A 22,797-nucleotide genomic window follows, 5' to 3' on the forward strand; every position below is an offset into this window, starting at 1 on the left:
ACTGAGCCTGCTTTTGAACCTTGCCCTCACATTGCCCAAATTGCTAAAGGCCGTGGTACTCGCCACGGGCCTTGCGCTCGCCCATGGGCAAGCCATGGCGGTGGATTATTCGCTTAGCGGATTCGGCACTGTTCAATACACACTGGGCGACAACGAGCAGAAATACCTGCGATTCATCAACGAAGACGGCACCTTCAAAGTCAACTCGATTTTGGGGGCGCAGCTGGATGTCAAGTTCAATCCCCAACTCAGTGCGACCGTTCAATATGTTGTTGCACCGAAGCTGGACAACGACGAAGACGTTGAAATTGACACCCGCTGGGCTTTCGTCACCTACAAGCCCAATGACAACTGGAGCTTTAAGGTTGGCCGCCAGCGACTGAATTTTTATCTGGATTCCGAGAATCTGGACGTTGGCCAAACCTATGTACCCGCGAATTTAAGCCCCGAAATCTACTACAACGCGGGTGTTCTTGGCACAGATGGATTTTCAGCGAGCTACCAGTTTGAAGACACTGGTGGCCGTTATTGGCGGCTGCAGGCAATCGCCGGCAACAGGGATATTATTCAACGCTTATCCAATACCACAGCAGATTTTCCAACCAATCGATATGAAGTGGCCGGTTTTGTCATCGGTGTAGATGGTGACCGATACCGATTGCAACTTGCACATCATGAATCACAGCTGGATCGGGAAATACGCCAGTTCAACGGGCGACGGGTGGTTGGAGGCTCGCTCAATGCGAGACTACATTTCACCAACTTGGGTGCAGAGTACGACTGGCAACGCTACACGCTTCGTGCGGAATTAAGCCAACTCGAATTTTCATCTACCAACAAAGGCGTAATTCCTGACTTTGGACCACAAGTTATTATCGTGGACACTCCCGAGTTTGAAGAGCATGGTGGCAACCTCACACTGATTCGTAAAATTGGTGGGCAGCATGCGATTTACACCAGCTTGGGCCGGTTCATTTCCGAATTTGATGACCAGTACTCGATCGCGATTGGTGGAAAGTATGCGCTGAGTGCATCTGACTCGCTCAAAGCAGAAATTCAACATGTGGTGGAAAAAAATACTCGACCGCAGTTGTCTGACAACCGCATTCCCAACACCACGTTCAATTTCCTGAGCGTGTCTTACAACTGGGTGTGGCAATGATTGCGCGCACGACCAGTTTTGTGAAGGCCGCTGCATCAATTGCCCTGTATTTGATGTTGGGGGTGGTTGGTGCCGCCTCGGCTGAGGTGTATGTGGTGTCGTCGGCAAGCCACCCGGTGAATGAAATCGCGATTCGTGAACTGCGCAGCATTTACAAAGGCCGTTTAAGCCAGGTGAATGGGCACCGCCTGACGCCGCTGAATACAGCCCCGGGCACAGCTGATCGTGATGAGTTTTTACAGCGCATCATGAATTTAAATGAGCTGGACTACACGGGCTACTGGCATGTACGCCGATACACTGGGCAGGGCACGCCACCAGCGGAGGTCGATAGCAAAGAAGAGCTGTTCGCGACATTGAAAGAACAGCCTGATGGAATTGGCTATGTGTGGGTGCCACCGGGCACCAAACCGAAACTGCCAGATGGCTTGAAAGTGATTCGCCTGAAATAAGGCAAAAATCAGATTGGTACGATCTTTTTATTCTTTGGTGTAGCCTTTGCTCAAGGGCAGCCACCACGTGAAACCAAACACCAGTGTTTTCAATACCACTTTGCCCACAGGCAGGTTCAGTGCGCGAAGGCGGTTAATAGCCAGTGGAATTTCAAGCACATGCGCCAGCAAGATGATGGCTGCAAAAATTGTGAGAAAGGGAACATGAAAACCCAGCAACCCCACCAATGGAACGATCAGCCAAAAAACCACCAAGCCCGCTTGAAGCCCGTACCAAACCCGTTGTTCGCCCATGAGTGTGCCCCACTTTTGTTGATGTAGGGGAAAGTGTAACTCAACGGGTCAGCACTGCCGTGTTAAAGCAATCCATGTTATCGACTTGAACATAAACTTCATTGGCTTCCAGCCCCAATACTTCAAGAATTTCATCAAGACTGCTGCCCAACGAGTTCAAACCAGCCCGCAAAACCGGGTTAGTGGCGAGTACGTTGAGAATTCCGTTCAGGGCATTCACACCGGTATTCAAATTGGTCAGCAAATTGCCAACGCCCTGGGAAGCCTCAAAGCTGTAGGAAGTGGTCACGGTTGGATCTGGATAGCCCACCATGGCGATATCATTTGCGCTGCCACTGCCCACATTCGCATTCACTGTACGTTGCCCCAACAGAGGCAAAGAGGGCAAGCGCAGCGCAGCAGCGATTGGGGTCGAATCCAGATCAACTGCAACCGAAGAATCGGACTGAGGCAGCTTGCAGTCAATGTCTTTGATATCGACGGAGCCACCACCGGCAGTCACGGTTAAATCAAGCACACCAATTCGGCTCGAAACCGCAACTTGTTCTGTACGTGCCGTAGCGATTACTCTCCCATCCGTGTTCCGCTTGGTAGCGACAAACAACTGGGGGGGACTCAGCACTGAAACATTCAGGGTGTTACCCAAATTAAGGCGAATGCCATTCCCACCCACCCCACTTGCCGCGGCGAAGCTGGAGGCGAAGGCCAAATTACCCAAGCGAACCGAGGCGCCGGCAAACTCGGAGTCTCCACTGGTATCCGCGGACAATATTTCACTGAGCAAAAAGTCGACTGTGTCTGCCGGACCATTGCCAGGAATTGCAATGACTGGAGCCTCCGGACCTGCAACACTCAGTGCAGCATCCAGCAGGCGGGCAGCGGTAACCTCGGTGTTCAATAAACGCGCCATGTCCAGTTGATCACCAGTTCCAAACACGCCCAACTCAACGCCCAATTGCAGCAAGTCCACCTGGGCGTTTGACGCCAACAGGCCCTGAAACCCCAACAAATTCAAGCGCAATTCGGTACCGATGGCGCTCATCAAGGGTGACAAACTTGATCCATTCAAATTCAAAGCCAATAAATTGGTACCCACCAAACCCGAGATCACCGGGGTGACAGTGGCTTCAGCCACGGCCACAACCGGTTCTGTGCCCAGAAACGCAGCGGGCACATTACGCACCAGACGCACCAACACGGAACGGTCGCAAGCGTTGGCTGGCAGCAAGGTATCTGTGCCCCTGACATTGCAATTGATCGAGATATTGTCAGTGCTGTCGTCAAGGCCATTGCGCCTTGCATAATCAACAGCCGCGGTGAAGCCTTGAGGGGCGTTGCCTATGTCGCTGGCAGCCGCCTTGGCGGCCAGATCAGCAATACGTTGCACTTCCTCCTTCTCCCACACCACTTGCCCCAAACCCAACACGGCCAAGGCACCCACGGTCATCAGCATGATGAATACTGTGAGAATGGTCATGGCTCCGCGCTGGCGGGACGACACTAAAACGAACCTGGAATGTTGTGTGGACATGTCAATGCTGCAATGGCGAACAAGCTTGATTTTGCATGAAAAACCATCAATTTGATATCCGAAGCTGGCGGGAAATCCGCATTCAGATCGTGTTTTCAGTACCGGCTTATTTGCTGTCTTTGAGGAACTTGCCAAGTATTCGTTTGCTGGGTTTGAGGCGACCAACCAATGCTTTGGCCACACTGGCGATGATTTCCATGGGAGCAGCCAGCGGAGAGGTTTGCGCATGCGCGCCCAGTTCAATCAAAGTGGCGGCGTCAATAACACCTGTTTTGCCTTGCAGCAAAACAACACCCAATTCGGGATTGTTGGCCTTGATTTGGTGAAGCAGCGGGGATTGACTGGCTTGCTCCGCATCAATCAACATGACTTTTACTTCATATTGATGAATTGAGTTTTCCGCGAGCTGCAAGCCCGGGCAGGACAGCACACGCTCGAACTGATTGGATGCCGTTAATTGAGCTTCCAGCGCCAAGCGTGAGTCCTTGTTTGAATCGACGATGAGCACCGTAGTCATTGCCCCCTCCCTTTGATGTCTGGAAGTTATTTAGCAATTAAGGTGCCAGAAACACGACGATGAAAAGGCCCGTTTTGGTGCAGGCCCTGATTTAGACCACGAGCTCAGGCCCTGCCAAGCATGGCCTTGATTTCCCGCCACAAACTGTCAATTTCCGCAGCCGATTTGGAATTCGGCGCGAATTCATTGACCGATTTACCCAAGCCGACACTGATCACAAAGTCGTTGCGCTCATGCACAATAGTGCGACAAATTTTGGCAGTGGCCTTGAGCTGTTCAAACACGATTTCCGGGGTGCTACTGAACACAGAAGCACCGTTGATGACCCAGGTTACTTTGCTACCAGCGTCTGATGCCCACTCCAGTGTGCTGCTTGCGCTGTGAATATCCAGCGGACTAGCCTTGGTTGGAATCAACACCAGGTCTGCGTGCTCCATGGCGTCTTTCACCCATTTCTTGTCCGTCGGAGGCATGTCAATAAACACATAGTCATAGCCCTCGTCCTCAAGTTCGGAAAGCGCAATCACGATGTCATTGAAACCCACCTTTCGTACATCTGGATAATCGGCTTCACGCAATGAATCCCAAAAGCGGCTGGAACCCTGGGGATCCAGATCAAGCAAAGCCACTTTCTTTTTGCCCTGCTGGCTGGCCAAGGCAGAAAGATTCAAGGAAAGCGTTGTTTTCCCAGCCCCGCCTTTGCGGCTGCTAATGATGATGGTTTTCATGGGTGGACATCCTGTGCAATAGGAAATTAAAGCAATATCGAGAATTTATTCTAACCTGCCGATGCAGTGGGGAAAAAGTTGTTCGATGCGGCTTGGCCGCAACGGCATTTGAATGCTTTGCCGGGTTTGCCACAGTGGAATTTGATCAGTCAATAATTGGCTTCCCACCCAGCCGTCTTGCCCACCCAGCAGCACAAAATAATTTTCATCGGGATCGGAAAGGTCGGAGAGGTGCCGACTTTGAGAACCGTAGCTGGTCTCATCAAAACCCCGAATCAAGTTGTGTGCGTTTTTCATTAAGGTTTCCCGGGAACCCGCAGCAGGAAACGATTTCGAAGAAAACAACTTACCCAGCAAAGGCACATGCCCAAGCACATGACGCAAGCGGATTTTGTGCAAATTACCCCAAAGTTGCCAATGCTGAGCCTTGCGGTTTGCCTCGTCCACACACAGCGACACAATTTTAGCCCGCTCCGCGTCGGTGAGATTTTCAAGGTCTTCCATCAAACAGGCTGACAGATAAGACCATTGATCCATGAGGCTGGGTGTTCGGCCCGCGTAGCGCAAAACTGACAGTTGCTTTACCAACGCAGCCAATAAAAATTCGAATTGAAGCGCGGCAAAACTGTCGGCGGTGTAGGCACCACCCCACAAATCAATTGAATTGCACAACACAGCCTGTTCACTGTTGCGCAAGTAGGGGCGGCAAAATTCGGCCAGTTGACTCGACAATTGATCGGCCAGCGGTGAAGTAACATCCAATTGCAGTGACAGCAAAGCGTGTGGACTTAATCGCTTTTGAGAATTGAACAAGGCGCGCGCCCGCATGACGCGATCGTCACCATTGAACAGAAACCCCAAGCCGGTTACCTCTGAAGGCCGGTTGTTGGCAGACACAATAAAACCAGCCGCCGGGTTGATCACACTGGGGAAATCGCGGGCACACACCTGCACCGACCAGTGTTCACTGGCCATAGACTCGGCCAACACCCAATCGTCTTCCGGGAAACCGGGCCGCTTGGGCAAGGTGGCTGCCAACACATGACCAATATTTCCAGCCGTATCAGCCCCCAGCACATTGAGCGGAGTGACGCCCACGCCATGCATGGCTTGCTGCAACTGTTCTACCTTCTGCGCCTGCATGCCCTGCAAAAAACTGGTGATTTCATCGGTAGGCCAGTGCCCTGCCCAACGCAACGCCAGGTTGTCTTTGCCGCACAAACGCCCCAAAGCCGCGCAATCTGTAAGCACAGGGCCATGGGGGGAGAACCTGAGTTTTCGAGTTCGAGACCATGAAAAGCGGACCCGAATTTTTACCACCTGCTCGGGCGTATTGTGCAAGGTGCTGTCGTCCAGGCGCACCAGATCTGACGATGCGGCACGCAAATTGGTGCCGCCCCAAGCCAGGTTTGGGTTTCTCCCAAGGCCCAGTATGGGCACGCCCGGAAACATCAAACCCACACACTGGTAAGTGGGCGTGCGCAGCCCCACCATCATCCACACATTGGGCAAGTGCTGACCCAGGTGGGGGTCGTTCACCATGAGCGGCTTGCCGCTTTGTGTGCGTGTGCCATGTACCACGATTGAATTGCTGCCAGAACGAGAGAGACTATTCAGAAACTCGCCAATTTGCTGGGCTGTGCTGGGCTTGCCGGAATTCGGACTGTCGAAACTGGTGGGCACACCTGCCCCCACTCGGCGAAGCCGGTTCCAGCATTCGATGAAGTCACCCGACAGGCGATGCTCAATCAGCGAGAAATAAATAGGCCAGTTCACATCGGCGCCCGCCAGCCGCCCAAACAGCAAAATATCCAAAGGGGTGTACGGTTCAGGTTGAATGCCCAAAAACTTTTCATCGACCCCACGCTTGCGCTGGGCTTGAACACAGTTCAACCCAGCCACAAAGCCTTCGACCCATTCCTGGCTGCTTTTGGGCATATTGGACCAAATCTCAGGTGCGGCACGGCCAAAATTGAGCAAGCGAATCAGGTGGTCCATGTCGACAAAGCCACGCCCACCCATTTCAGCCAGGCGGCCTTGAGCAAGGCGCTTCAGGAACTGCAACTGCGGGCCACGTTGAAACTCTGTGATTGTGCCCAGTGCGAAAGCACCATCGCGGTCCGAACCAGAAAAAACGTAGGGCACAAAAAATTCGTTGAATCGAATGAATGTGCCCGCAGGAAACGGCAAGCTTAAAGCCTTGAATTGTTGCAGCCGGTCTTCAAGTGTGTAGGTGGGATAGCGAACTGACAACCAGCCCATGGAGCTGGACAAGCGGGCCAGCCCCCGCGCGAGTTTGCGAAGCAGGGGGTTTTGGGAAGGACCTAGGGATTTGAGCAAAACAGGTCAGGCTGAAGGATTGTAGATACTCCTGAGGCAACCCTTAAGAGAGGCCGTAGGAAACCAGTTTCCCCAAGCGTTTCTGGAGTTTCTTCTGAAGGCGCTGTTGGCGGGCCGCTTTGAACTGCCCACCCAGCTTGTTAACCCAAACCATGGCTTGGCGCATTGAACACACTCACATTGAATTCACGTCAAAGTGTGAGTGTGCAGCCCTCAGGTTGCAGGGATATGACAGAAAGGGCTTGAAGAAGATTACGCCACTTTCTTTTTGCGCTTTGCAGCGGCCGCCTCGATCTCAGTGTGCATGGCGACAAATTCCTGGCTAAGCTTGTGCGCGGGCATGAAATGAATCATCGGCTTGGCCGCCTCGTGGCTTTCACGAATTTTCACGGAAGAGGACAAGCAGGTGTTCAACACCGGGTGCCCCTCCTCCAACAATTCAGCCACCAGTTTTTGCGGCAGGCTTGCGCGGGGCTGAAACTGGTTGACCACAATGCCCTCCACCTCAAGCGCGGGGTTGTGGTCGGCGCGTATTTCATTAAGCGCATCCATGAGGTTGTACAAGGCTCGACGAGAGAATTCATCACAATCGAAAGGAATGAGCACTGAATCAGCCGCAATAAGCGCAGAGCGCGAGAAGAAGTTCAAAGCGGGGGGCGTGTCGATATAAACACGGTCATATTGACCTTTTAGTTCATCGAGCGCTTCGCGCAGCTTGAAAATTTTGTAGCGAGATTCAAGCTTCACCTGTAGCTCTTCAAGTGCGGGGTGGCTACCGAGCAAATCAAGATTCTCATAGGGTGTTTCAACCACAAATTCAGCGCTTTTTTTGGGGCGAATTTTGAAGTTCAAGGCTTGATCGAAAAAATCAGCCAGGGAATATTCAAGGGGCGCCGAGCCTCGACCCATAATGTATTGAGTGCTATTGCCTTGCGGATCAAGATCGATCAACAGGGTTTTCAAGCCACTGTTGGCTGAAATCGCCGCCAGGTTGCTGGTAATGGTGGATTTGCCAACCCCACCTTTTTGGTTGAAGACCACCCGACGCATGTAAACACTCCCTTTAGACGATTTTTTTCAATACTGTAACAACTTTTTCGAACACTGTGCCATAGGGAGCGCGAAGCAGGGGCGCAGCGTTGAATCTGGATTGCTCCAAGACCGGTTTGAGTTGAGACATGGCATTGAACCCCACCAAACCGTGATAGGCACCCATACCACTGGCACCCACTCCGCCAAATGGCATGTGATCGTTCAGCACATGCCACATGGCGTCGTTTACCGTGACACCACCCGACACGGTTTGACTCAATACCAGTTCCTTTTCAGCCTGTTTGCTGGCAAACAAATAAAGCGCAATCGCTCTTTCTTTGGATTGCACCTGAGCCACAGCCTCCTCGAGTGTCCGATACGCCAGAATTGGCAGAATGGAGCCAAATACTTCTTCCTGCATCACGCGCATATCCGCACTTGGATTGATGACGAGGGTTAAAGGAAACTTTTTGGCTGCTGGCTCGAACACCTCGTGAGCCGGATTAATCTCGATGATTTCAGCCCCCTTTTTCCGGGCATCGTCTACGAGATCGCGCAAACGCGCCATGTGCTTGGAGTTGATGACGCACGACACGTCGGGATTGTTTCGAATAGTGGGATATTGTTTGTGGGAGGCTCGCTTGACCTCGGAGATGAAGCGCCTGAGCTGACTTTCATGCAACATGGCGTAATCGGGTGCTACGCACACCTGCCCCGCATTGATCATTTTACCGTGAGCTGCACATGCAGCGGCCTGCGCCACATTGCCGCTGGGCGCAACAATCAAGGGGGACTTCCCCCCCATTTCCAGGGTCACCGGGGTCAGGTTCTCGGCTGCCGCCTTGGCCACCAGACGCCCTACCCTTTGCGAACCTGTGAACAACAAATGGTCAAAAGGCAGGCGAGAAAAAGCCTCTGCAACAGTTTCATCACCCTCGATCACGGCCACGTGCTCTTCACCGAAATTGTTTTCTAGCAATCGGGCCATGAGTGCCGAGGTTCTCGGGCTGTACTCGCTGGGTTTCAGCATGCAGCAATTGCCCGCAGCCAGCGCTGAAGCCAGGCCTGCAAAACTGAGATACACCGGAAAATTCCACGGTGTAATAATGCCAATAACGCCCAAAGGCTGGGGTTTGATATACGAGACCGACGGGCGAAGTTGTAGTGGCGTGGGCACTTTGCGTGGCTTCATCCACAAACCCACATGCTTGCGACTGTGCCTGACAGCAGACAGGCTACTGACGATGTCGAGCATGGTTGATTCGTGGCGGGAACGATGGCCGAAGTCTTCCGACATGGCGTCGATCAACTCACTTTCATTGCGAAGAATGATTTCTTCAAGCAATTCGAGGTTGCTGACTCGCTCTTGTTTGCTGGGGTGGGGATTGGCCCGATAGGTTCGCTGTTGGCAATCGAACACATCCTGCAATCGTCCACTGACCAGTTGTAGGTTATCGACTCGATCCAACAATCAACTCTCCATATCAATGAGGTTTGATTGTGAGGGCGCTAACAGTTGTACACAACCCCCTCAAATGAACTGTGTTGAAATGAAAAAACGGGCCGATAAAGCCCGTTTTTTCAATAACTTACTAATTACTTACAAAAACTACACCTTCTCACCGCGGCGATCAAGGAAGTAGGCCAAAGCGGGCAGGAAGACTACAGCACCCACCATGTTCCACAAGAACATGAAGGTGAGCAGCAAGCCCATGTCAGCCTGGAACTTGATGGGCGAGAATGCCCAGGTGGCCACACCGATGCCCAGGGTAAGACCGGTAAATACCACGGCTTTACCAGTGGACTTCAAGGTCTCGAAGTAAGCGTCAGCAAATGGCATACCCTCTTTCAAGTACTCCTCAAGCTTGCCATAGATGTAAATGCCGTAGTCCACACCAATGCCGACACCCAGCGCAATCACCGGCAAAGTAGCCACTTTCACGCCAATGCCCAGTGCGACCATCAGCGCTGAACACAACAGGGAGGTGAGCGCCAGGGGCGCGATGATACAAATAACAGTGCGCACCGAACGGAAGGCCAGCCAAACCAGAATAGCCACCACACCGTAAACCCAGATCAGCATCTCGGTTTGGGCGCGCTCCACCACTTCATTGGTCGCTGCTTCAATACCGGCGTTGCCCGCTGCGAGTTTAAACACAGCATCACCAGTGTCGTTCTTGGCAATAAAGTCTTCGGCTGCAGCCACGACACGCTTCAAGGTGTCGGCTTTGTGATCTTCAAGGAACACAATGATTGGCATGAAAGAACAGTCAGAACTGAACAAACCGTCAGAGAGGTTCATGCCACTGATGGTGCCGTTCAACACAAACTGGTTTCGGTTCAATGCATTCCATTTCAAGTCGCCTTCGCTGTAAGCACTGATGACGAACTTGGAACGGTCGGCCAGAGAAATACTGCTTTGCACCCCGGGTACCTGTTCAATGGTCCACTGGAACAAATCCACAGCCGCCAGCGTGTTGTACTTGATACAACCGTCCATCTCGGTTTCAACCATGACCACAAATACATCAGTACTTGTCGAGTAGTTGTCGGTCACATACGCGTTGTCCAGGTTGTAGCGCGAATCCGCGCGCAACTCGGGGGCACCTTTGTCAAGGTCACCAATTTGTACGTTGGCATTGCCCCACAGGCCCACCGCCAACAAGGCCAAAGCAACCGCCAATGCACCTTTGGCCATTTTGGCCTGTGCAAAACCAGCCAGAAAGTGCCACAACTTGTTGCTGCCAGATTCCTCTTGCTGCAACTTCGCCACCGCCTTTTCGTCGACACCGACGTAGCTCATGATCAAGGGCAGCAAGACCAGGTTGGTGAGAATGATGACCGCAACACCCACCGACGCAGCGATGGCCAAATCTCGAATCACGGGAATGTCGATCACCATCAAGGTGGCAAAGCCGAAACCATCCGACACCAGCGCAGTTAGACCGGCAATGTACAAGCCACGGAAGGCCAAACGGGCTGAGTCTAGCCTGTTGTGCCCCTCACCTTGCTTGTGGGCGATGGCACCCACAATTTGTACACCATGGCTAACGCCGATCGCGAACACCAGAAAAGGCACCAACATGGAGTAAGGATCAAGCCCCATGCCCATGGCATTGAGCAAGCCCAACTGCCAAATAACAGCAGTGATTGAACAGGCCAGTGTGGCCAAGGTGCTTTTTATGCTGCGGGAATAGAAAAACAACATGACCAAGGTGATGAGCACCGCGATGCCAAAAAACATCACCACCTGTGTTGCACCTTCAATGAGGTCACCTACAATTTTCGCGAAACCAGTGACGCGGATTTCAATTTTGTCGGAATTAAACTCATTGCGAAGTTCGGTTTCGATTCGCTCGGAGAACTCTTTATAGTCCAGCCGATTGCCTGTTTCAGGATTAATTTCCAGCAAAGGCAGATACACAATTGTGCTTTTGAAGTCGTTGCCCACCAAGCGACCAATTTGCCCGGAAAGCTCAACGTTCTGGCGCACCAGTGCGATGCTTTCAGCATCACCGTTGTAGGTGGCAGGAATGACCTGCCCACCCTCAAGGCCTTCCTCAGTCACCGAAGTCCAACGCACGTTGGCAGTCCAAAGCGATGCCATTTCCGGACGATTCACACCAGGAATGTAAAAGGCCTTGTCGGTCACCTGCTTCAGTGTTTCAAGGTATTCGGCGTTGAAAATATCACCTTCCTTGGTTTGTACCGTGACGCGTACCACGTTGCCGAGACTGGTGAGATCAGCACGGTTTTCAAGAAAGTTGACCACATACTCGTGGTTGGTTGGAATCATTTTTTCAAAGCTGGCCGCCACTTTCAGTTGCGTGGCCTGCCAGGCCAGCACGATTGTTGCGATCAGCATCAGCAACATGACCAAGGGGCGTTTACTGAAAATCAATCGCTCGGCCAAAGGGGCTTTGGTTTTTGTTGAGTCTGGAGAAGTCATTGTTGTGTTGCGTCCGTGTGTTGGGTCCGTTTATTTGAATTCAGACAGGGGCAAGGTTTTGAAACCACGCAGACCCGCCAACAGAATTTCTTGATCATTTAGCTGCACCACACTGGCTGAGGGTAACTTATCTGTTCGACGAGTGACCTGAATGGAGCGAAAGTCGTCTGTACTTCGCGCCAAAATTCCACGCGAACCCACCACCACCATCGAACCATCGGCCAGCACGGTTGCGCCGCTAAAGGTTTCTCGCAGGTTGGTATTCACTTCTTCCCATTGCTCACCGCCAAAAGGCAAGCGGAATGCGTGGCCACGCAAGCCAACGGCGACTACAGTGCGGGTGTCGGGCGCCTCCATCAAAGCAAACACCGAGCCGTCGTAATCGATTTTTTTGTTGGTCCAGGTTTCGCCTTCATCAGCGCTCACCAACACTGTACCCTGCTCACCAGCCACCCAGATTTCTCCGGTTTTGGAAAGCAGCATGGTGTTCAAATGATAGTTGTTGGGGTTGTTGGTGCGGTCGCCCAGATAAACCCAGCTTGCACCTTGGTCGGTACTTTTCAGCAACTGACCATAAGCGCCAGCCACAAACACATTGCCATTGCCGTTCACAATCACATCCAGCAGTGGCTTGGAGGGGCCCACTTCAAGGTCGCCTTGCGCTGTGTCCACCACAAATGCAGCTTCTTCGGCGGCCACTTCCAATGCCTCGCGCACATCTGCGGGTGCGTTCTCAGGAAGGTTGTCCACTTGTTCTTGCAAGGCATCTGCCTTGGCTTGCGCGATATCGAGCACAAACTGATTAATGGTTCCACCATCGATCAACTTGACCCAGTTCACACCACCATCTTCAGTTTTCAGTACTACACCGTCGTGACCCACTGCATAACCCACGGCCTCATTCGCAAAGGCCACCGAGGTCAAGGTCACTGACACAGGCACCTTGCCTGCAGTCCAGGTTTGTCCGTTGTCTTCGCTTTTCAAAATTTGACCGAACTCGCCCGCCGCAAACAGATTTTTACCGACACGCTCGACATCAATCAGCAGGGAACGGGTTGCATTCACGCTCGGAATTGCAGGTATTTGAAGCAGGTCAACTTTGGCTGTCGACAAACTGCCATAGGTGATCAAACCTGCGCACAGCATGGCACCCAGTAGCAGCGTGGAAGCCGCCTTGTTGGAAAAACGATTCCGGAGAAACATTGAAGATCCTTTGAAATTAAAAAAGGCTACAAAGGGACCATGCCCCCTTGTAGCCTGAATTTACTTAGCTATTACTGAACGCCGAGTCGACGCAGGCCAGCCGGCGTGTAGTTGGCGCGGTCTGGTGTGAAGTCGAATACGAAGGGCTGTTCTGCTTCATTGGTCAAACCAATGGTGAGGTAACGGCCCGCTTGCAAGTCGTACAAGACTTCAGCAGCGTAGAAAGGAACCATTTCGTTGTAGTACTGAATGTTGTGGGCTTCAGCCACGCGCCACAATGCGCCCTTGCCATCGTAGTGATCGATGATGGAGGCTTGCCAGTTGTCTTCGTTCACGAAGAATACACGCTTGGCGTAAATATGGCGTGCATCGCTCTTCAAGGTTGCTTCCACTTCCCACACGCGGTGCAACTCATAGCGCAGGTGCTCTGGGTTCATGTGCAGTGGCTGGTGGATTTCCTTGTAAGTCAGCTTGTTGCTGGCCAAACGATAGGAGTTGTACGGAATGTACATTTCCTTCTTGCCTTTCAACTTCCACTCATAACGGTCTGGCGCGCCATTGAACAAATCGTAGTTGTCGGTTGTACGCAAGCCGTCAGCCGCTGTACCTGGTGAGTCGTAGGCCACTTGAGGTGCGCGACGAACACGACGCTGACCCGCGTTGTACTGCCATGCACGGCGACCTTCAGTAACCTGGTCCAGTGTGTCGTGCACCAGCAATACGTTGCCGGACACAGAAACCGGGCTCTTCAAGATTTGATAGAAGTAGAAGTTGATGTTGTCATCTTCGCCAGCCTTGTAAAAATTAGGCAGGTTACGAGGGAACACCAGTGTGTCTTCAATGCGGTTGATAATGAAAGTGCCATCACGCTCAACAGGTACCTGCACGAAATCGCGCTTGGCTGCACCACCGCGATAACGGGTCAAGTGGTTCCAAATCACCTCAACACCATTTTGTGGAATCGGGAAAGGAATGGCCTGCTCGAAACCTACAACGGAGTTGCCGTTGTTTTCTGTTTTGGCTGTTGTGGCATTTTTCTTGGCTGCATCCAATACCTTTTTAGGATAAGCCGTGGTGCGATGCGTTTTGTACACATTCATTTTGAATGTGGGGTACTTTTTCAGCATTTCCAGCTGACCTGGTGACAGGTTGGCTTTGTACTGATCCGCGTTGGCACCGGTGATGGTGAACAAAGGCTTCTCATTGGCAAACGGGTCTACCAAGTGTTGCCCTGGCTTGTAGCCTGCTGGTGCCTTGGTGAGGCCACCGGTGTAGGCTGGAATGGTGCCAGCGGCGTTGCCCGCTTTTTCAGCACCAAATTCAGTCAGGGTTGTGCCCAGCTTTGCCGCTTCTTGCGCGCTGACAGCCGCTTGCGCGGTGCCAACAGCAAACAAGCTTGCCAGAGCCAGTGCTGTGAGCTTTGTTTGAAACTTCAACATAAAAATTCCTCCAGTGTGTCTCTGTTCTTAGAATGAGTAAGATGCGCTCAAAGAGATGAAATCGCGGTCGCGAAGTACATCGTAATCAGCTGCATTGGTGAACGTGGTGTAGTTGATTGATGCACGGGTGTTGGCATCAAATTCAAAGCCCAAGCCCCAACCAATGGACTGACGACCTTCGTTGAATGCCTGACCTGGCTCGGGTGAATAACCATCCACATCATGCGAGAAAGCAATACTCGGGATCAGGTCAGTACCCAAAAATACATCCCGGTAAGTGGCCTGGGTACGAAGACGATAACCCCAAGAAAAATCAGTCACAAATCCATTGAAGTTATTACCAGCGTCCGATGCGCCTCCAAACACCGCTGATCGACCGTAGCGGATACCGCCGTTACGAATGTCTGGTAAACCATCGACGAATACTGCTGCCAGTTCACCAACAAAAACCACCTGACTGGAACCCAATGCTCGGTCAAAAGTTTTGATGAAAGTATTTTGAATTTGCGTCACATCGAATCTATCAAAACCGTTTGCAATTTGACCAGGCACCGTACCCGCCACTCTCTGATTGAGGGCCGCTGGTGCTCGCGGATCCGTACCGCCGCTCAAGCCAGATCGCAACAAATCTGTCGCGTTGATCTGAACTGGTAGGTCTTTAACCATAGAGGCCTCGCCAGACCAGGCCCAACCTCCCACATTGGTGGCGAAGCTCAGACCAAATACTTGTAAATCCTCAGGGTAGTCAATCACATAAGCTGCATCAGACGTTGGTCCGAAAGGTAATGCAGTCGTATTTTTCTTTAGACTCACAAGAGGCAACCTACTGTGGTATTGCATGGCGTAAGCACCAAATTCGGTGTCAACGGTATCCACATAAGTTCTCATCGCCAAACCGAATTGCCCTCCGTCATCAGGCTGACGGTCGACTCCCCTGTTTACAAAGGTTGGGGCTAAGTTGAAAGGAGCAGGATTTCCAGCTTGCAAAGCGAAGTTTGCAGAATCTGGGGCCCCAGGGAAAAAGGCAAGACGTCCACATCCATCGGATGTGAAATCAGAAGACGAGAAATAGGTACCGCAACCTTCAGGCACCGTCTTTCGCCATTTCAATTGCACAAAGCCTTCCAGACTAGTGGTGTCAGTCAGACCTAAGTTGGCGTATAACATTTCAGCCGGCGTAAAACCCTCTTTCAATTCAGCACCAGGGCGGCGGAACGCAGATACGTCAATCGTATTCAAGCCGGCAATTGGGCTCAGAATGAAGGTACTTTCACCCCAGCTGATCACTTGCTTACCCAAACGGAGATCCAGCGGCATCCCGCCGACATTGGTGTTAATGTAGCCAAAAGCATCCAATAAATCGATACCATCGAAACGCGCATAGGGGTTAAAACCACTGTCTTCCAAGCGCTGATTACGGGCATTGCCTGTTGGCTCGTGGCCTTGGAATACGTCTTTCTTGCTCAGCGTGTAGTCATAGAACCACTTCACGCGAGAGAAAAAACCGTAATTGTCTTTCTTCAATTCAAAGTCGTGAACGCCTTTGATAATGGTCGAGAAGGTGTCGCCCTTCTGGAAGTTCAAATTGCCGTCATCTCCGGTATTAGATGCGCCGGTTCCTCTGATACCTTCGGCATTAGTATTTGCAGGGGAGTAAAGCGCCCGATCCTGACCCTCAACACGGAAACTGGTACCCGCCGATACGGTGGAGTTCACGCTAAGGTCGAAATCACCAATTTGAAAATTGGCAGCCTGCACAGGCATCACAGCCGCGGCAAACAGCCCCGCTGCAATCATGTTGCGCACGGCAACGTGTGTTCTTGTTTTAGTAAAAGAATGTTTGTTCATGTAGCCCCCAAATAATCATCGAGTCAGCAGACGAAACACGCCTGCGATTGCCGAACAGCCCCAAGACCGAGGATGTCGGAAAATCAACTGAAAAATCGAATAGTTGTTCCGGCCTGCTAGAGGCGCGAACCAACCTTATGGGGAACTTCGAGAACCTTGAGAAAAATAAGACATGTCACCTCCAGTAATTGCACCTTGATTGATGCTTTTTGCTAATTTTTTGCTTAGTGTAAAGCAGCTTTCCGAAAAATAAAACCGTAATTACAGTTTTAATAATTTAGAGCGCCTTATCTAAAAATGTACCACCGGAGTAACATGAAATGTTGCACGAATTGTCAATACTCGCAAATTAGTAGTAATTTCACTACAGGGCTTGTCAGGACTCGATTCCGAGGTATCGGCTTACCACATTCTGAATTCGCGTTTCAAATTCCTGGGTGCGGAATTTAATTGGGCCCGAGTCGCGCAGGCGGGCATTGTGAAGCGCACCGTAAACCACCTGAATGGCGAAAGCCAAGGCCCGCAAGGGATCTGGGTGAACGGCGCTGTCGATGTGCGGCAGCAGAGGCTTTGAAACTGTGGTGATGAAACCGAAACCCACATCGCGCATGGGAGTGGATTCAATGAAGCCCTTGGATTCGCGAATAAACGCTTCAGTCAAGATTGAACTGTATTCACCCTGAAAAATACCGACTAGAAAACTGACTACTTCGTCGCAGATCAATTTACCGTCCACTCCAACCCAGTTGCGATCGTCAAACTGGCTGGCAGCGCTCATCAGGAGCTCTTGGCAGCTTTCGGCGATCAAGGCATCAAAGTAGCTTTCTTTGTCTTCAAAACGGCTGTAAAACGAGCCCACCGTGCAACCAGCTTCGGTGCAAATGTCTTTGATGGAAATTTCCTCAAGCACGCGGGTGTGTAAAAGCTTGCGCCCGGCCTTAAGAAGATCATGCCGTTTTTGAAGACTGCGCGCCTGCATGGCTGGGCGCACACCTTGGGTATTTTCTATAGCTTCAGCTTTGGCTTGGTTTTTCACTGGAAATAAGAGCGCCCACGTGGAGTGGGCGCTGCATGTAATCAATTAACAGCCGAATTATGGCATTAAATTTTGTAATGTGGGTAAATTCACAGTGCCACGCAGTGCCACCAGCGGCGTGACCAAGTCGCGAGAGGCCGTTGCCAAATACTGTGGGTGGTAGCCATACACCAGCAGACCCAGTGTTTCGCCTTCAGCCAAACGTTCGGCCACGCCGGTCATTTCTACATGGCGCTTGCCAAAACCGCGAACGGGTGTGACTTGGTCATCGATCAGGCGCCAAGCACCATTTCTGTTCACGCCCAGCCCAACGAACAACATGGGATCACAGCCAGGCTCCAAACCCGCCAACCCAATGGGTGACATGGCCGTGGCTGAATAAATTTGACCACACACAGGGTTCATCAACATATCCACAGGTGGTGCGATTTCGAAGGTCGCAGTTGGAATACCTGCCACCACATTCACACCGGCGGGCAATTCAATGGGCATCACCGCAGGTGCAAACGGATAACGCAGAATGCCAGTTGCTGCACTGGTGAGCACATTCAGTGGATCTGCCCCTGGCGTAAAATCAATGGCAACAGGCTGAATATTGCTGTTGGTCGCCTGGCCCTTGGCTTGTGGACCCAGGTTGCTGAAGAATGTGTTTTCGCTCACCCACACTGCAGCATTTTCACTGGCTGTGCCCTGGCCTACGTCGTCATTCAGGCTCAGGCAAACTTTGCCTTTGTTGGCGGCCAAGGTTGTGAACGCATTGGATTCGCTGGCGTTTTTGATCGCAGCAGCTTCCTGGGGCGTAAACAACTTTTCAACAAGGAATGCAAATTGGGCCTCTGGAATACTCAGGTCACCACAAGCAAAAGGGCCACCTGGCTTTTGGAACTCAATTTCATTGAGACCATTTTGTGCGCCCTGCTCAGTCAGATCAGCGAGACCGGGAACCGTCGATGGTGAAAGGGGCAAAATATGACCGCTTTGATGAGTTAGCAAACGTACATCCGCTTTTTTGCCTTTGTCATCCTCAAGCGCTCGGTAGCAACTGAAATTGTGGAACGCGTCGTTGAAGTTGAACAGAGTATCCCGAAAGCCCTGGGTGAAAAGAATATCAACAGGATCGGGCTTCTTCTGGGCCAAACCGGGTGTCACCTCACTTTGAAGGAAGGTTTGCGCACCAGCTGCTTCAGCATCACACCAATAGCTTGGGCTGTGGTAACGGAAAAACTCGAGCGCACCTTCCGGAAAACGATTGGCAGTAGCGCCACGCAACAGGGTTTCGCGGATTAAATTGTCTTGCCCACTGGTTTGCACGGCCATAGGGTCGCCTGCTTGCAACTTGGGGCTCAGCGAGCCCGATTCTCCACCGGCCACCAACAACAAGGCCCAGCCCGATTTTACGGTGCCTGTGGGTTTGATATTGCCTTCGGCGGGTTCAAAGTTTTCAATTCCGTAAGCACCGCCGGGATTCAGGCTGTAACGCAGGTCGTTCCAAGCAATATCGGGAGTCAGTACATCAAGCCGCTTCAGTGGATCAATGTTGTGAATCAGCAATTGATAACCACCGCCGTAGCTGCCCCCCGTTGCGCCCAACACCATATTGAATTTGCGATCGCCCGCAGGCTTTTGGGCTTTGGCGTAGCGCAGCCAGTCCAGGTTGGCCTCGGCCCAGTCCAGAATTTGAAGCAGGTCTTGCCCTTCAAAGTCGGGATCCAGAACGCGGACAGAGCCACCACTCTCTCCAAAACCACGCTGATCGATACTGATGACACCCGCGCCCGCTTCGATCAGGTCTTCCATGATGCCACGTGGGCTGTTTGCGCGTGAACCACCGTAACCATGGCCTTCCAGAACCAATGGATTGCCCTTTTCGCAGTTGAATTTAGCAGGCTCAAACACGGTAAATGCAATATTGTGACCACTGGCGGATTGCAGGTTAACGCTGTAAATGCCACCGCCTTCACGAGGCTGCTCAGTATTGGTGCTGCAAGCGGGGGCGGTGAAGTCGCGGAGAGTGTCTTCGAAGTCCGGGTTCTTGGAACCGGAAAGAACAAGCTCGGGCTGCTCCGTCACCTCGCTGGGGTTAGTGGGATTATTTGGGCCAGCCACACCCGAGGGAGCATCGTCGCTGCCACAGGCTGCAAGGCCCAAGGTGGCGCCCAAAAGGGCAACGAGCAATAGTTTGCTGAAGGGTACTACGGTCATGAGTGTCTCCTGCCATCTCCGCCCTGTGTAAATTGGGCTTTGTGGATTTGTGTTTATATCCACTTGTTACCGGGAGATGACAGGATTTAGATGCGCCCGAAGTGTCGCTAAGCCGACACTAGGTTGACACTAAGCAGCCCCACAACCGATTTATACCTGATGGTACATGCGATACCAGGCGGCAAATTCGGCAATGCCTTGCGCCAAGGGGGTGACCGGCCGGAATTGTGTGGCCAATTGCAAGGCACTAACATCGGCGCAGCTTTGGCTTTTCTCCAGAATTGGACCCGTGATGTATTCCTTCATGGCGGTTTTATCCAAAGCATGTTCAAGCGCTGCGATCAATTCTTCAATCGACACAGGCAGGCTGTTGCCCACATTCAAAATTCGCCAGGGCGCATTGCTGGTGGCTTGATCGGGGGCTTCAACAAGCCACACCGGGTTCGGCTCGGCCGGGGTGTCGCTGGCACGCAATACCGCTTCAACCAAATCGGAAATGTAGGTGTAATCACGGGTATTGCGGCCGTCGTTGTAAATTTGAATAGGCTTGCCTTCAAGAATACGTTTGGTGAAAGCAAACAGCACCGAATCGGGCCGCCCCCAGGGGCCATACACTGAGAAAAACCTAAGACCAGTGGTAGGCAAATTAAACAGGTGGCTGTAGGAATGCGCCATCAATTCGCAGGCACGTTGGGTGGCTGCATCCAGGCGCTGCGGGTGGTTGGCGCTGTCGCGCTCGCTCATGGGTTTTTGAAAACCCGCGCCGTACACGGCATGGCTGCTGGCGTAGGTTAGGTGGTGAATTTTAAAATGGCGGCAGGCTTCCAACAGCGACACAAAACTGTTGATGTTGTTGTGCACGCATTCGGCGGGTTTGTCTTGCGACAAAAATTTGTCGGTTTGGCCCGCCAGGTGAATGACCCGCTGAACCTTGTAAGTTTCAAGGCATTCATGCAGCTGCGTGCTGTCGCAAAGGTCGGCACGCACCGTGTGGTATTTCGAACCCGTGGCCTTGGCGATTTCATCAAGCATGCTCAAGCGCTCGCGTTTTAGCCGGGTGTCGTAATGGCTGTTCAGTGAATCAAAACCAATGACTTTGTCGCCGCGTTCCAGCAATGCCTTGGCCGTGTGAAAACCGATGAAACCGGCATGCCCTGTCACCAGCACAGTTTGCTTCTGGCGGGCCTGTTTCACCAAGCCTGGATCGACCGCCTCAAGCTCGGCCAATTCTTTGGTTTGAAGTTCCTCTGCTTTGGGTGCTGCGTTTTTGAGCTGGTCCGGGGCCGGGAAGGCCTCCATTTTGATTCCCATATTGGTTCTGCGTGCGGGGTAGAGGAACCTAACCTTACCCGAAACCGATTGATTGTCAATCGGCTTGTTAATTCACTGAGCGCCTTTTCAATGCGGGTTCCAACATGGCGAGAAGCCTCTCAAGGCAGTCCGAAACACTGAGTGCTTGAGTTTGCAGCACCAGGTTCGGATTCCCTGGCACCTCGTACGCTGCGCTGATTCCGGTAAACTGTGCGATGTCGCCGCCGCGCGCCTTGCGATACAAGCCTTTGGGATCGCGTTGTTCGCACACTTCCAGGGGCGTGTTCAAATACACCTCAAAAAACTGACCTTCATTGAACAAGGAACGTGCTTTGTTGCGGCTTTCCGCCTGCGGCGAAATAAGCGACACAATGACGACCAAACCAGCGTCGACCATCAATTTACCCACCTGCGCTGTGCGCTGTACATTGGTGGCACGGTCTTCTGGCGAGAAACCAAGATCGCTGTTCAAACCAAGGCGCAAGCTGTCGCCATCTAGCACGGCGGTGTGAATACCCTTGCGACGCAAAGCATCGTCGAGTGCGAATGCAAGCGTGCTTTTCCCCGCACCGCTCAAGCCAGTGAACCACACCACGCATGCGGCATGCTGCTTTAATAATTCATGCTGGCACGGGGAGCTCATTTTGCGCACAGGTGATCAGTTGCGGGTGTTGGGCTTCATCCAGGTTCATGATCACCCCATTTTGACAATCTGGGATGACAACGGTGTCAAAAAACTCGCGTGCAGCACCTTCAAAGGTAACAGCCTGAATAACCTGGCCTGTTTTCAAGTTAACGGCGAGCAGCTGACAACGGTCTGGCATGCGCAGCGCTTTCAAGCGGTCATGCAAGGGAAAGTTGGGTATATAGCCATCGTGCCTCGGTTTGCTGATACCAAAAATTGCATAGTCGCCAAAAAAACTTAACCCCCGGCCATAGCCACCCACGAATGCAATGCAATCATAGCGACCGCTAGCCAAGTCAATACGCCCTATTTCGCCGGCACCGCTGTTTAAAACATACAACTCGCCGTTGTACAAACGTGGGCTGTGTGGCTGAACCAAACCGGTGCACACGGCTTCTTGATCGCTTGTTGACCAAACCTGCCCACTGTTGAATGGCAAGTTGCGCCAACCTTGTGGCTCGGCGGTTGCAGCAAACATGCTGACGTATTTCAATTCACCTTGGTCCATACAAAGGCCATTGAGGTGGCAACAATCCTCAGGGGTTAATTGGGTGATGAACTTGGGTTGCCACACGGGCTTGAAGCTGTGCACCGGGCTGGTGGATGCAATGCAGCTGTAGCGTGCTGCGACAAAAAGTGGCTGCCCATGCTGATCAAAATCAAGTTCATGGGTATCCAGGTCGCCCGTGAAATGAATACTGCGCGGGCTGTAGCTACGCTGGTAAACCGGACTGGACACTTGTGGGTGAGCCAGTAAATCGTAATACAGGCGAATGTCTGTTTTGCAGGCCACCGCCAGGTGGTTGCCGTGAATGGCCATGCCCATGCACAAGGGAAACTTCACCACATGAAAATTCACGCTGCCAGGGTTTGGCGCACTCAATACATGCAAGTCGCCCATGCTACGCGTACCCAATAACACGGTAAAACCGAGTTTGTGCTGCAACTCAATCCACGCAGGGTCACAATGCACCTGCGTGTGCGCTAAAAGGTTGGTTGGCTGAACAAGCTGGTTTTGCACTGTCGCACCTTCGTTTGAAGAATGATAGGAACAGAACCAGATTATTC

18 protein-coding genes are annotated in these 22,797 nt (G+C 52.2%); 2 read left to right on the forward strand and 16 right to left on the reverse strand.

All coding sequences use genetic code 11. The annotated features are described in order from the left end of the window. The first annotated feature begins 13 nt into the window (after nt 1-13). Nucleotides 14-1,162 carry a hypothetical protein gene (locus tag BSZ31_RS01960; protein ID WP_105027311.1) on the forward strand — a complete coding sequence of 383 codons (1,149 nt, stop codon included), beginning with the start codon at nt 14-16 and terminating at the stop codon, nt 1,160-1,162. Beyond that, on the forward strand, nt 1,159-1,614 hold the full coding sequence (locus BSZ31_RS01965) for a hypothetical protein (RefSeq protein WP_105027312.1): 456 nt from the start codon (nt 1,159-1,161) through the stop codon (nt 1,612-1,614). The genes BSZ31_RS01960 and BSZ31_RS01965 overlap by 4 nt, the downstream gene beginning before the upstream one ends. Before the next feature lie 27 nt (nt 1,615-1,641). On the opposite strand, the gene BSZ31_RS01970 is transcribed toward BSZ31_RS01965, so the two are convergent. The 16 genes from BSZ31_RS01970 to BSZ31_RS02045 form a co-directional block, all read right to left on the reverse strand. Further along, a complete protein-coding gene (locus BSZ31_RS01970) occupies nt 1,642-1,908 on the reverse strand; it encodes a hypothetical protein (RefSeq protein WP_105027313.1) in 267 nt (88 codons plus the stop codon). A gap of 40 nt (nt 1,909-1,948) precedes the next feature. After that, nucleotides 1,949-3,385 carry a pilus assembly protein TadG-related protein gene (locus BSZ31_RS01975; RefSeq protein ID WP_105027314.1) on the reverse strand — a complete coding sequence of 479 codons (1,437 nt, stop codon included), beginning with the start codon at nt 3,383-3,385 and terminating at the stop codon, nt 1,949-1,951. A gap of 160 nt (nt 3,386-3,545) precedes the next feature. Next, nucleotides 3,546-3,956, reverse strand: coding sequence for a response regulator (locus BSZ31_RS01980; RefSeq protein WP_105027315.1), 411 nt, complete (start codon nt 3,954-3,956; stop codon nt 3,546-3,548). Between the two features lie 104 nt (nt 3,957-4,060). Next, nucleotides 4,061-4,684: a ParA family protein gene (locus BSZ31_RS01985; protein WP_105027316.1), complete on the reverse strand. Its 624-nt coding sequence runs from the start codon at nt 4,682-4,684 to the stop codon at nt 4,061-4,063. 45 nt (nt 4,685-4,729) lie between these two features. Then, nucleotides 4,730-6,958, reverse strand: coding sequence for a penicillin acylase family protein (locus BSZ31_RS01990; protein ID WP_146106556.1), 2,229 nt, complete (start codon nt 6,956-6,958; stop codon nt 4,730-4,732). Between the two features lie 318 nt (nt 6,959-7,276). Then, nucleotides 7,277-8,074: a ParA family protein gene (locus BSZ31_RS01995; protein WP_105027318.1), complete on the reverse strand. Its 798-nt coding sequence runs from the start codon at nt 8,072-8,074 to the stop codon at nt 7,277-7,279. A 13-nt stretch (nt 8,075-8,087) separates the two neighbouring features. Next, complete coding sequence (locus tag BSZ31_RS02000; protein ID WP_105027319.1) at nt 8,088-9,527, reverse strand: coniferyl aldehyde dehydrogenase; 1,440 nt, start codon at nt 9,525-9,527, stop codon at nt 8,088-8,090. A gap of 138 nt (nt 9,528-9,665) precedes the next feature. Beyond that, nucleotides 9,666-12,005 carry an RND family transporter gene (locus BSZ31_RS02005; protein WP_105027320.1) on the reverse strand — a complete coding sequence of 780 codons (2,340 nt, stop codon included), beginning with the start codon at nt 12,003-12,005 and terminating at the stop codon, nt 9,666-9,668. A gap of 30 nt (nt 12,006-12,035) precedes the next feature. Then, a complete protein-coding gene (locus BSZ31_RS02010) occupies nt 12,036-13,208 on the reverse strand; it encodes a YCF48-related protein (protein ID WP_105027321.1) in 1,173 nt (390 codons plus the stop codon). Between the two features lie 71 nt (nt 13,209-13,279). Next, nucleotides 13,280-14,647 carry a DUF1329 domain-containing protein gene (locus BSZ31_RS02015; protein ID WP_105027322.1) on the reverse strand — a complete coding sequence of 456 codons (1,368 nt, stop codon included), beginning with the start codon at nt 14,645-14,647 and terminating at the stop codon, nt 13,280-13,282. Between the two features lie 27 nt (nt 14,648-14,674). Continuing rightward, nucleotides 14,675-16,495 carry a DUF1302 domain-containing protein gene (locus BSZ31_RS02020; protein WP_105027323.1) on the reverse strand — a complete coding sequence of 607 codons (1,821 nt, stop codon included), beginning with the start codon at nt 16,493-16,495 and terminating at the stop codon, nt 14,675-14,677. A 376-nt stretch (nt 16,496-16,871) separates the two neighbouring features. Beyond that, complete coding sequence (locus BSZ31_RS02025) at nt 16,872-17,531, reverse strand: TetR/AcrR family transcriptional regulator (protein ID WP_105027324.1); 660 nt, start codon at nt 17,529-17,531, stop codon at nt 16,872-16,874. A gap of 57 nt (nt 17,532-17,588) precedes the next feature. Beyond that, nucleotides 17,589-19,733 (reverse strand): CocE/NonD family hydrolase, encoded by a 2,145-nt coding sequence (locus BSZ31_RS02030; protein WP_105027325.1) that lies wholly within the window; start codon nt 19,731-19,733, stop codon nt 17,589-17,591. A 150-nt stretch (nt 19,734-19,883) separates the two neighbouring features. Further along, a complete protein-coding gene (locus tag BSZ31_RS02035) occupies nt 19,884-21,044 on the reverse strand; it encodes an NAD-dependent epimerase/dehydratase family protein (protein ID WP_105027326.1) in 1,161 nt (386 codons plus the stop codon). 67 nt (nt 21,045-21,111) lie between these two features. Beyond that, on the reverse strand, nt 21,112-21,687 hold the full coding sequence (gene cysC / locus BSZ31_RS02040; RefSeq protein ID WP_105027327.1) for an adenylyl-sulfate kinase: 576 nt from the start codon (nt 21,685-21,687) through the stop codon (nt 21,112-21,114). Beyond that, a complete protein-coding gene (locus BSZ31_RS02045; protein ID WP_168426809.1) occupies nt 21,665-22,750 on the reverse strand; it encodes a TIGR03032 family protein in 1,086 nt (361 codons plus the stop codon). Before BSZ31_RS02045 ends, cysC begins: the two co-directional genes overlap by 23 nt. Between the last annotated feature and the right edge of the window lie 47 nt (nt 22,751-22,797).

It is taken from the genome of Limnobacter sp. SAORIC-690 (assembly GCF_002954425.1).
Lineage (GTDB): Bacteria > Pseudomonadota > Gammaproteobacteria > Burkholderiales > Burkholderiaceae_B > Limnobacter > Limnobacter profundi.

Coding starts and splice junctions, on each gene's coding strand:
- BSZ31_RS01965 (WP_105027312.1), top strand. CDS start 1,159: ATGATTGCGCGCACGACCAGTTTTGTGAAGGCCGCTGCATCAATTGCC.
- BSZ31_RS01970 (WP_105027313.1), bottom strand. CDS start 1,908: ATGGGCGAACAACGGGTTTGGTACGGGCTTCAAGCGGGCTTGGTGGTT.
- BSZ31_RS01975 (WP_105027314.1), bottom strand. CDS start 3,385: ATGACCATTCTCACAGTATTCATCATGCTGATGACCGTGGGTGCCTTG.
- BSZ31_RS01980 (WP_105027315.1), bottom strand. CDS start 3,956: ATGACTACGGTGCTCATCGTCGATTCAAACAAGGACTCACGCTTGGCG.
- BSZ31_RS01985 (WP_105027316.1), bottom strand. CDS start 4,684: ATGAAAACCATCATCATTAGCAGCCGCAAAGGCGGGGCTGGGAAAACA.
- BSZ31_RS01995 (WP_105027318.1), bottom strand. CDS start 8,074: ATGCGTCGGGTGGTCTTCAACCAAAAAGGTGGGGTTGGCAAATCCACC.
- BSZ31_RS02005 (WP_105027320.1), bottom strand. CDS start 12,005: ATGACTTCTCCAGACTCAACAAAAACCAAAGCCCCTTTGGCCGAGCGA.
- BSZ31_RS02010 (WP_105027321.1), bottom strand. CDS start 13,208: ATGTTTCTCCGGAATCGTTTTTCCAACAAGGCGGCTTCCACGCTGCTA.
- BSZ31_RS02015 (WP_105027322.1), bottom strand. CDS start 14,647: ATGTTGAAGTTTCAAACAAAGCTCACAGCACTGGCTCTGGCAAGCTTG.
- BSZ31_RS02020 (WP_105027323.1), bottom strand. CDS start 16,495: ATGAACAAACATTCTTTTACTAAAACAAGAACACACGTTGCCGTGCGC.
- BSZ31_RS02030 (WP_105027325.1), bottom strand. CDS start 19,733: ATGACCGTAGTACCCTTCAGCAAACTATTGCTCGTTGCCCTTTTGGGC.
- BSZ31_RS02035 (WP_105027326.1), bottom strand. CDS start 21,044: ATGGGAATCAAAATGGAGGCCTTCCCGGCCCCGGACCAGCTCAAAAAC.
- cysC (WP_105027327.1), bottom strand. CDS start 21,687: ATGAGCTCCCCGTGCCAGCATGAATTATTAAAGCAGCATGCCGCATGC.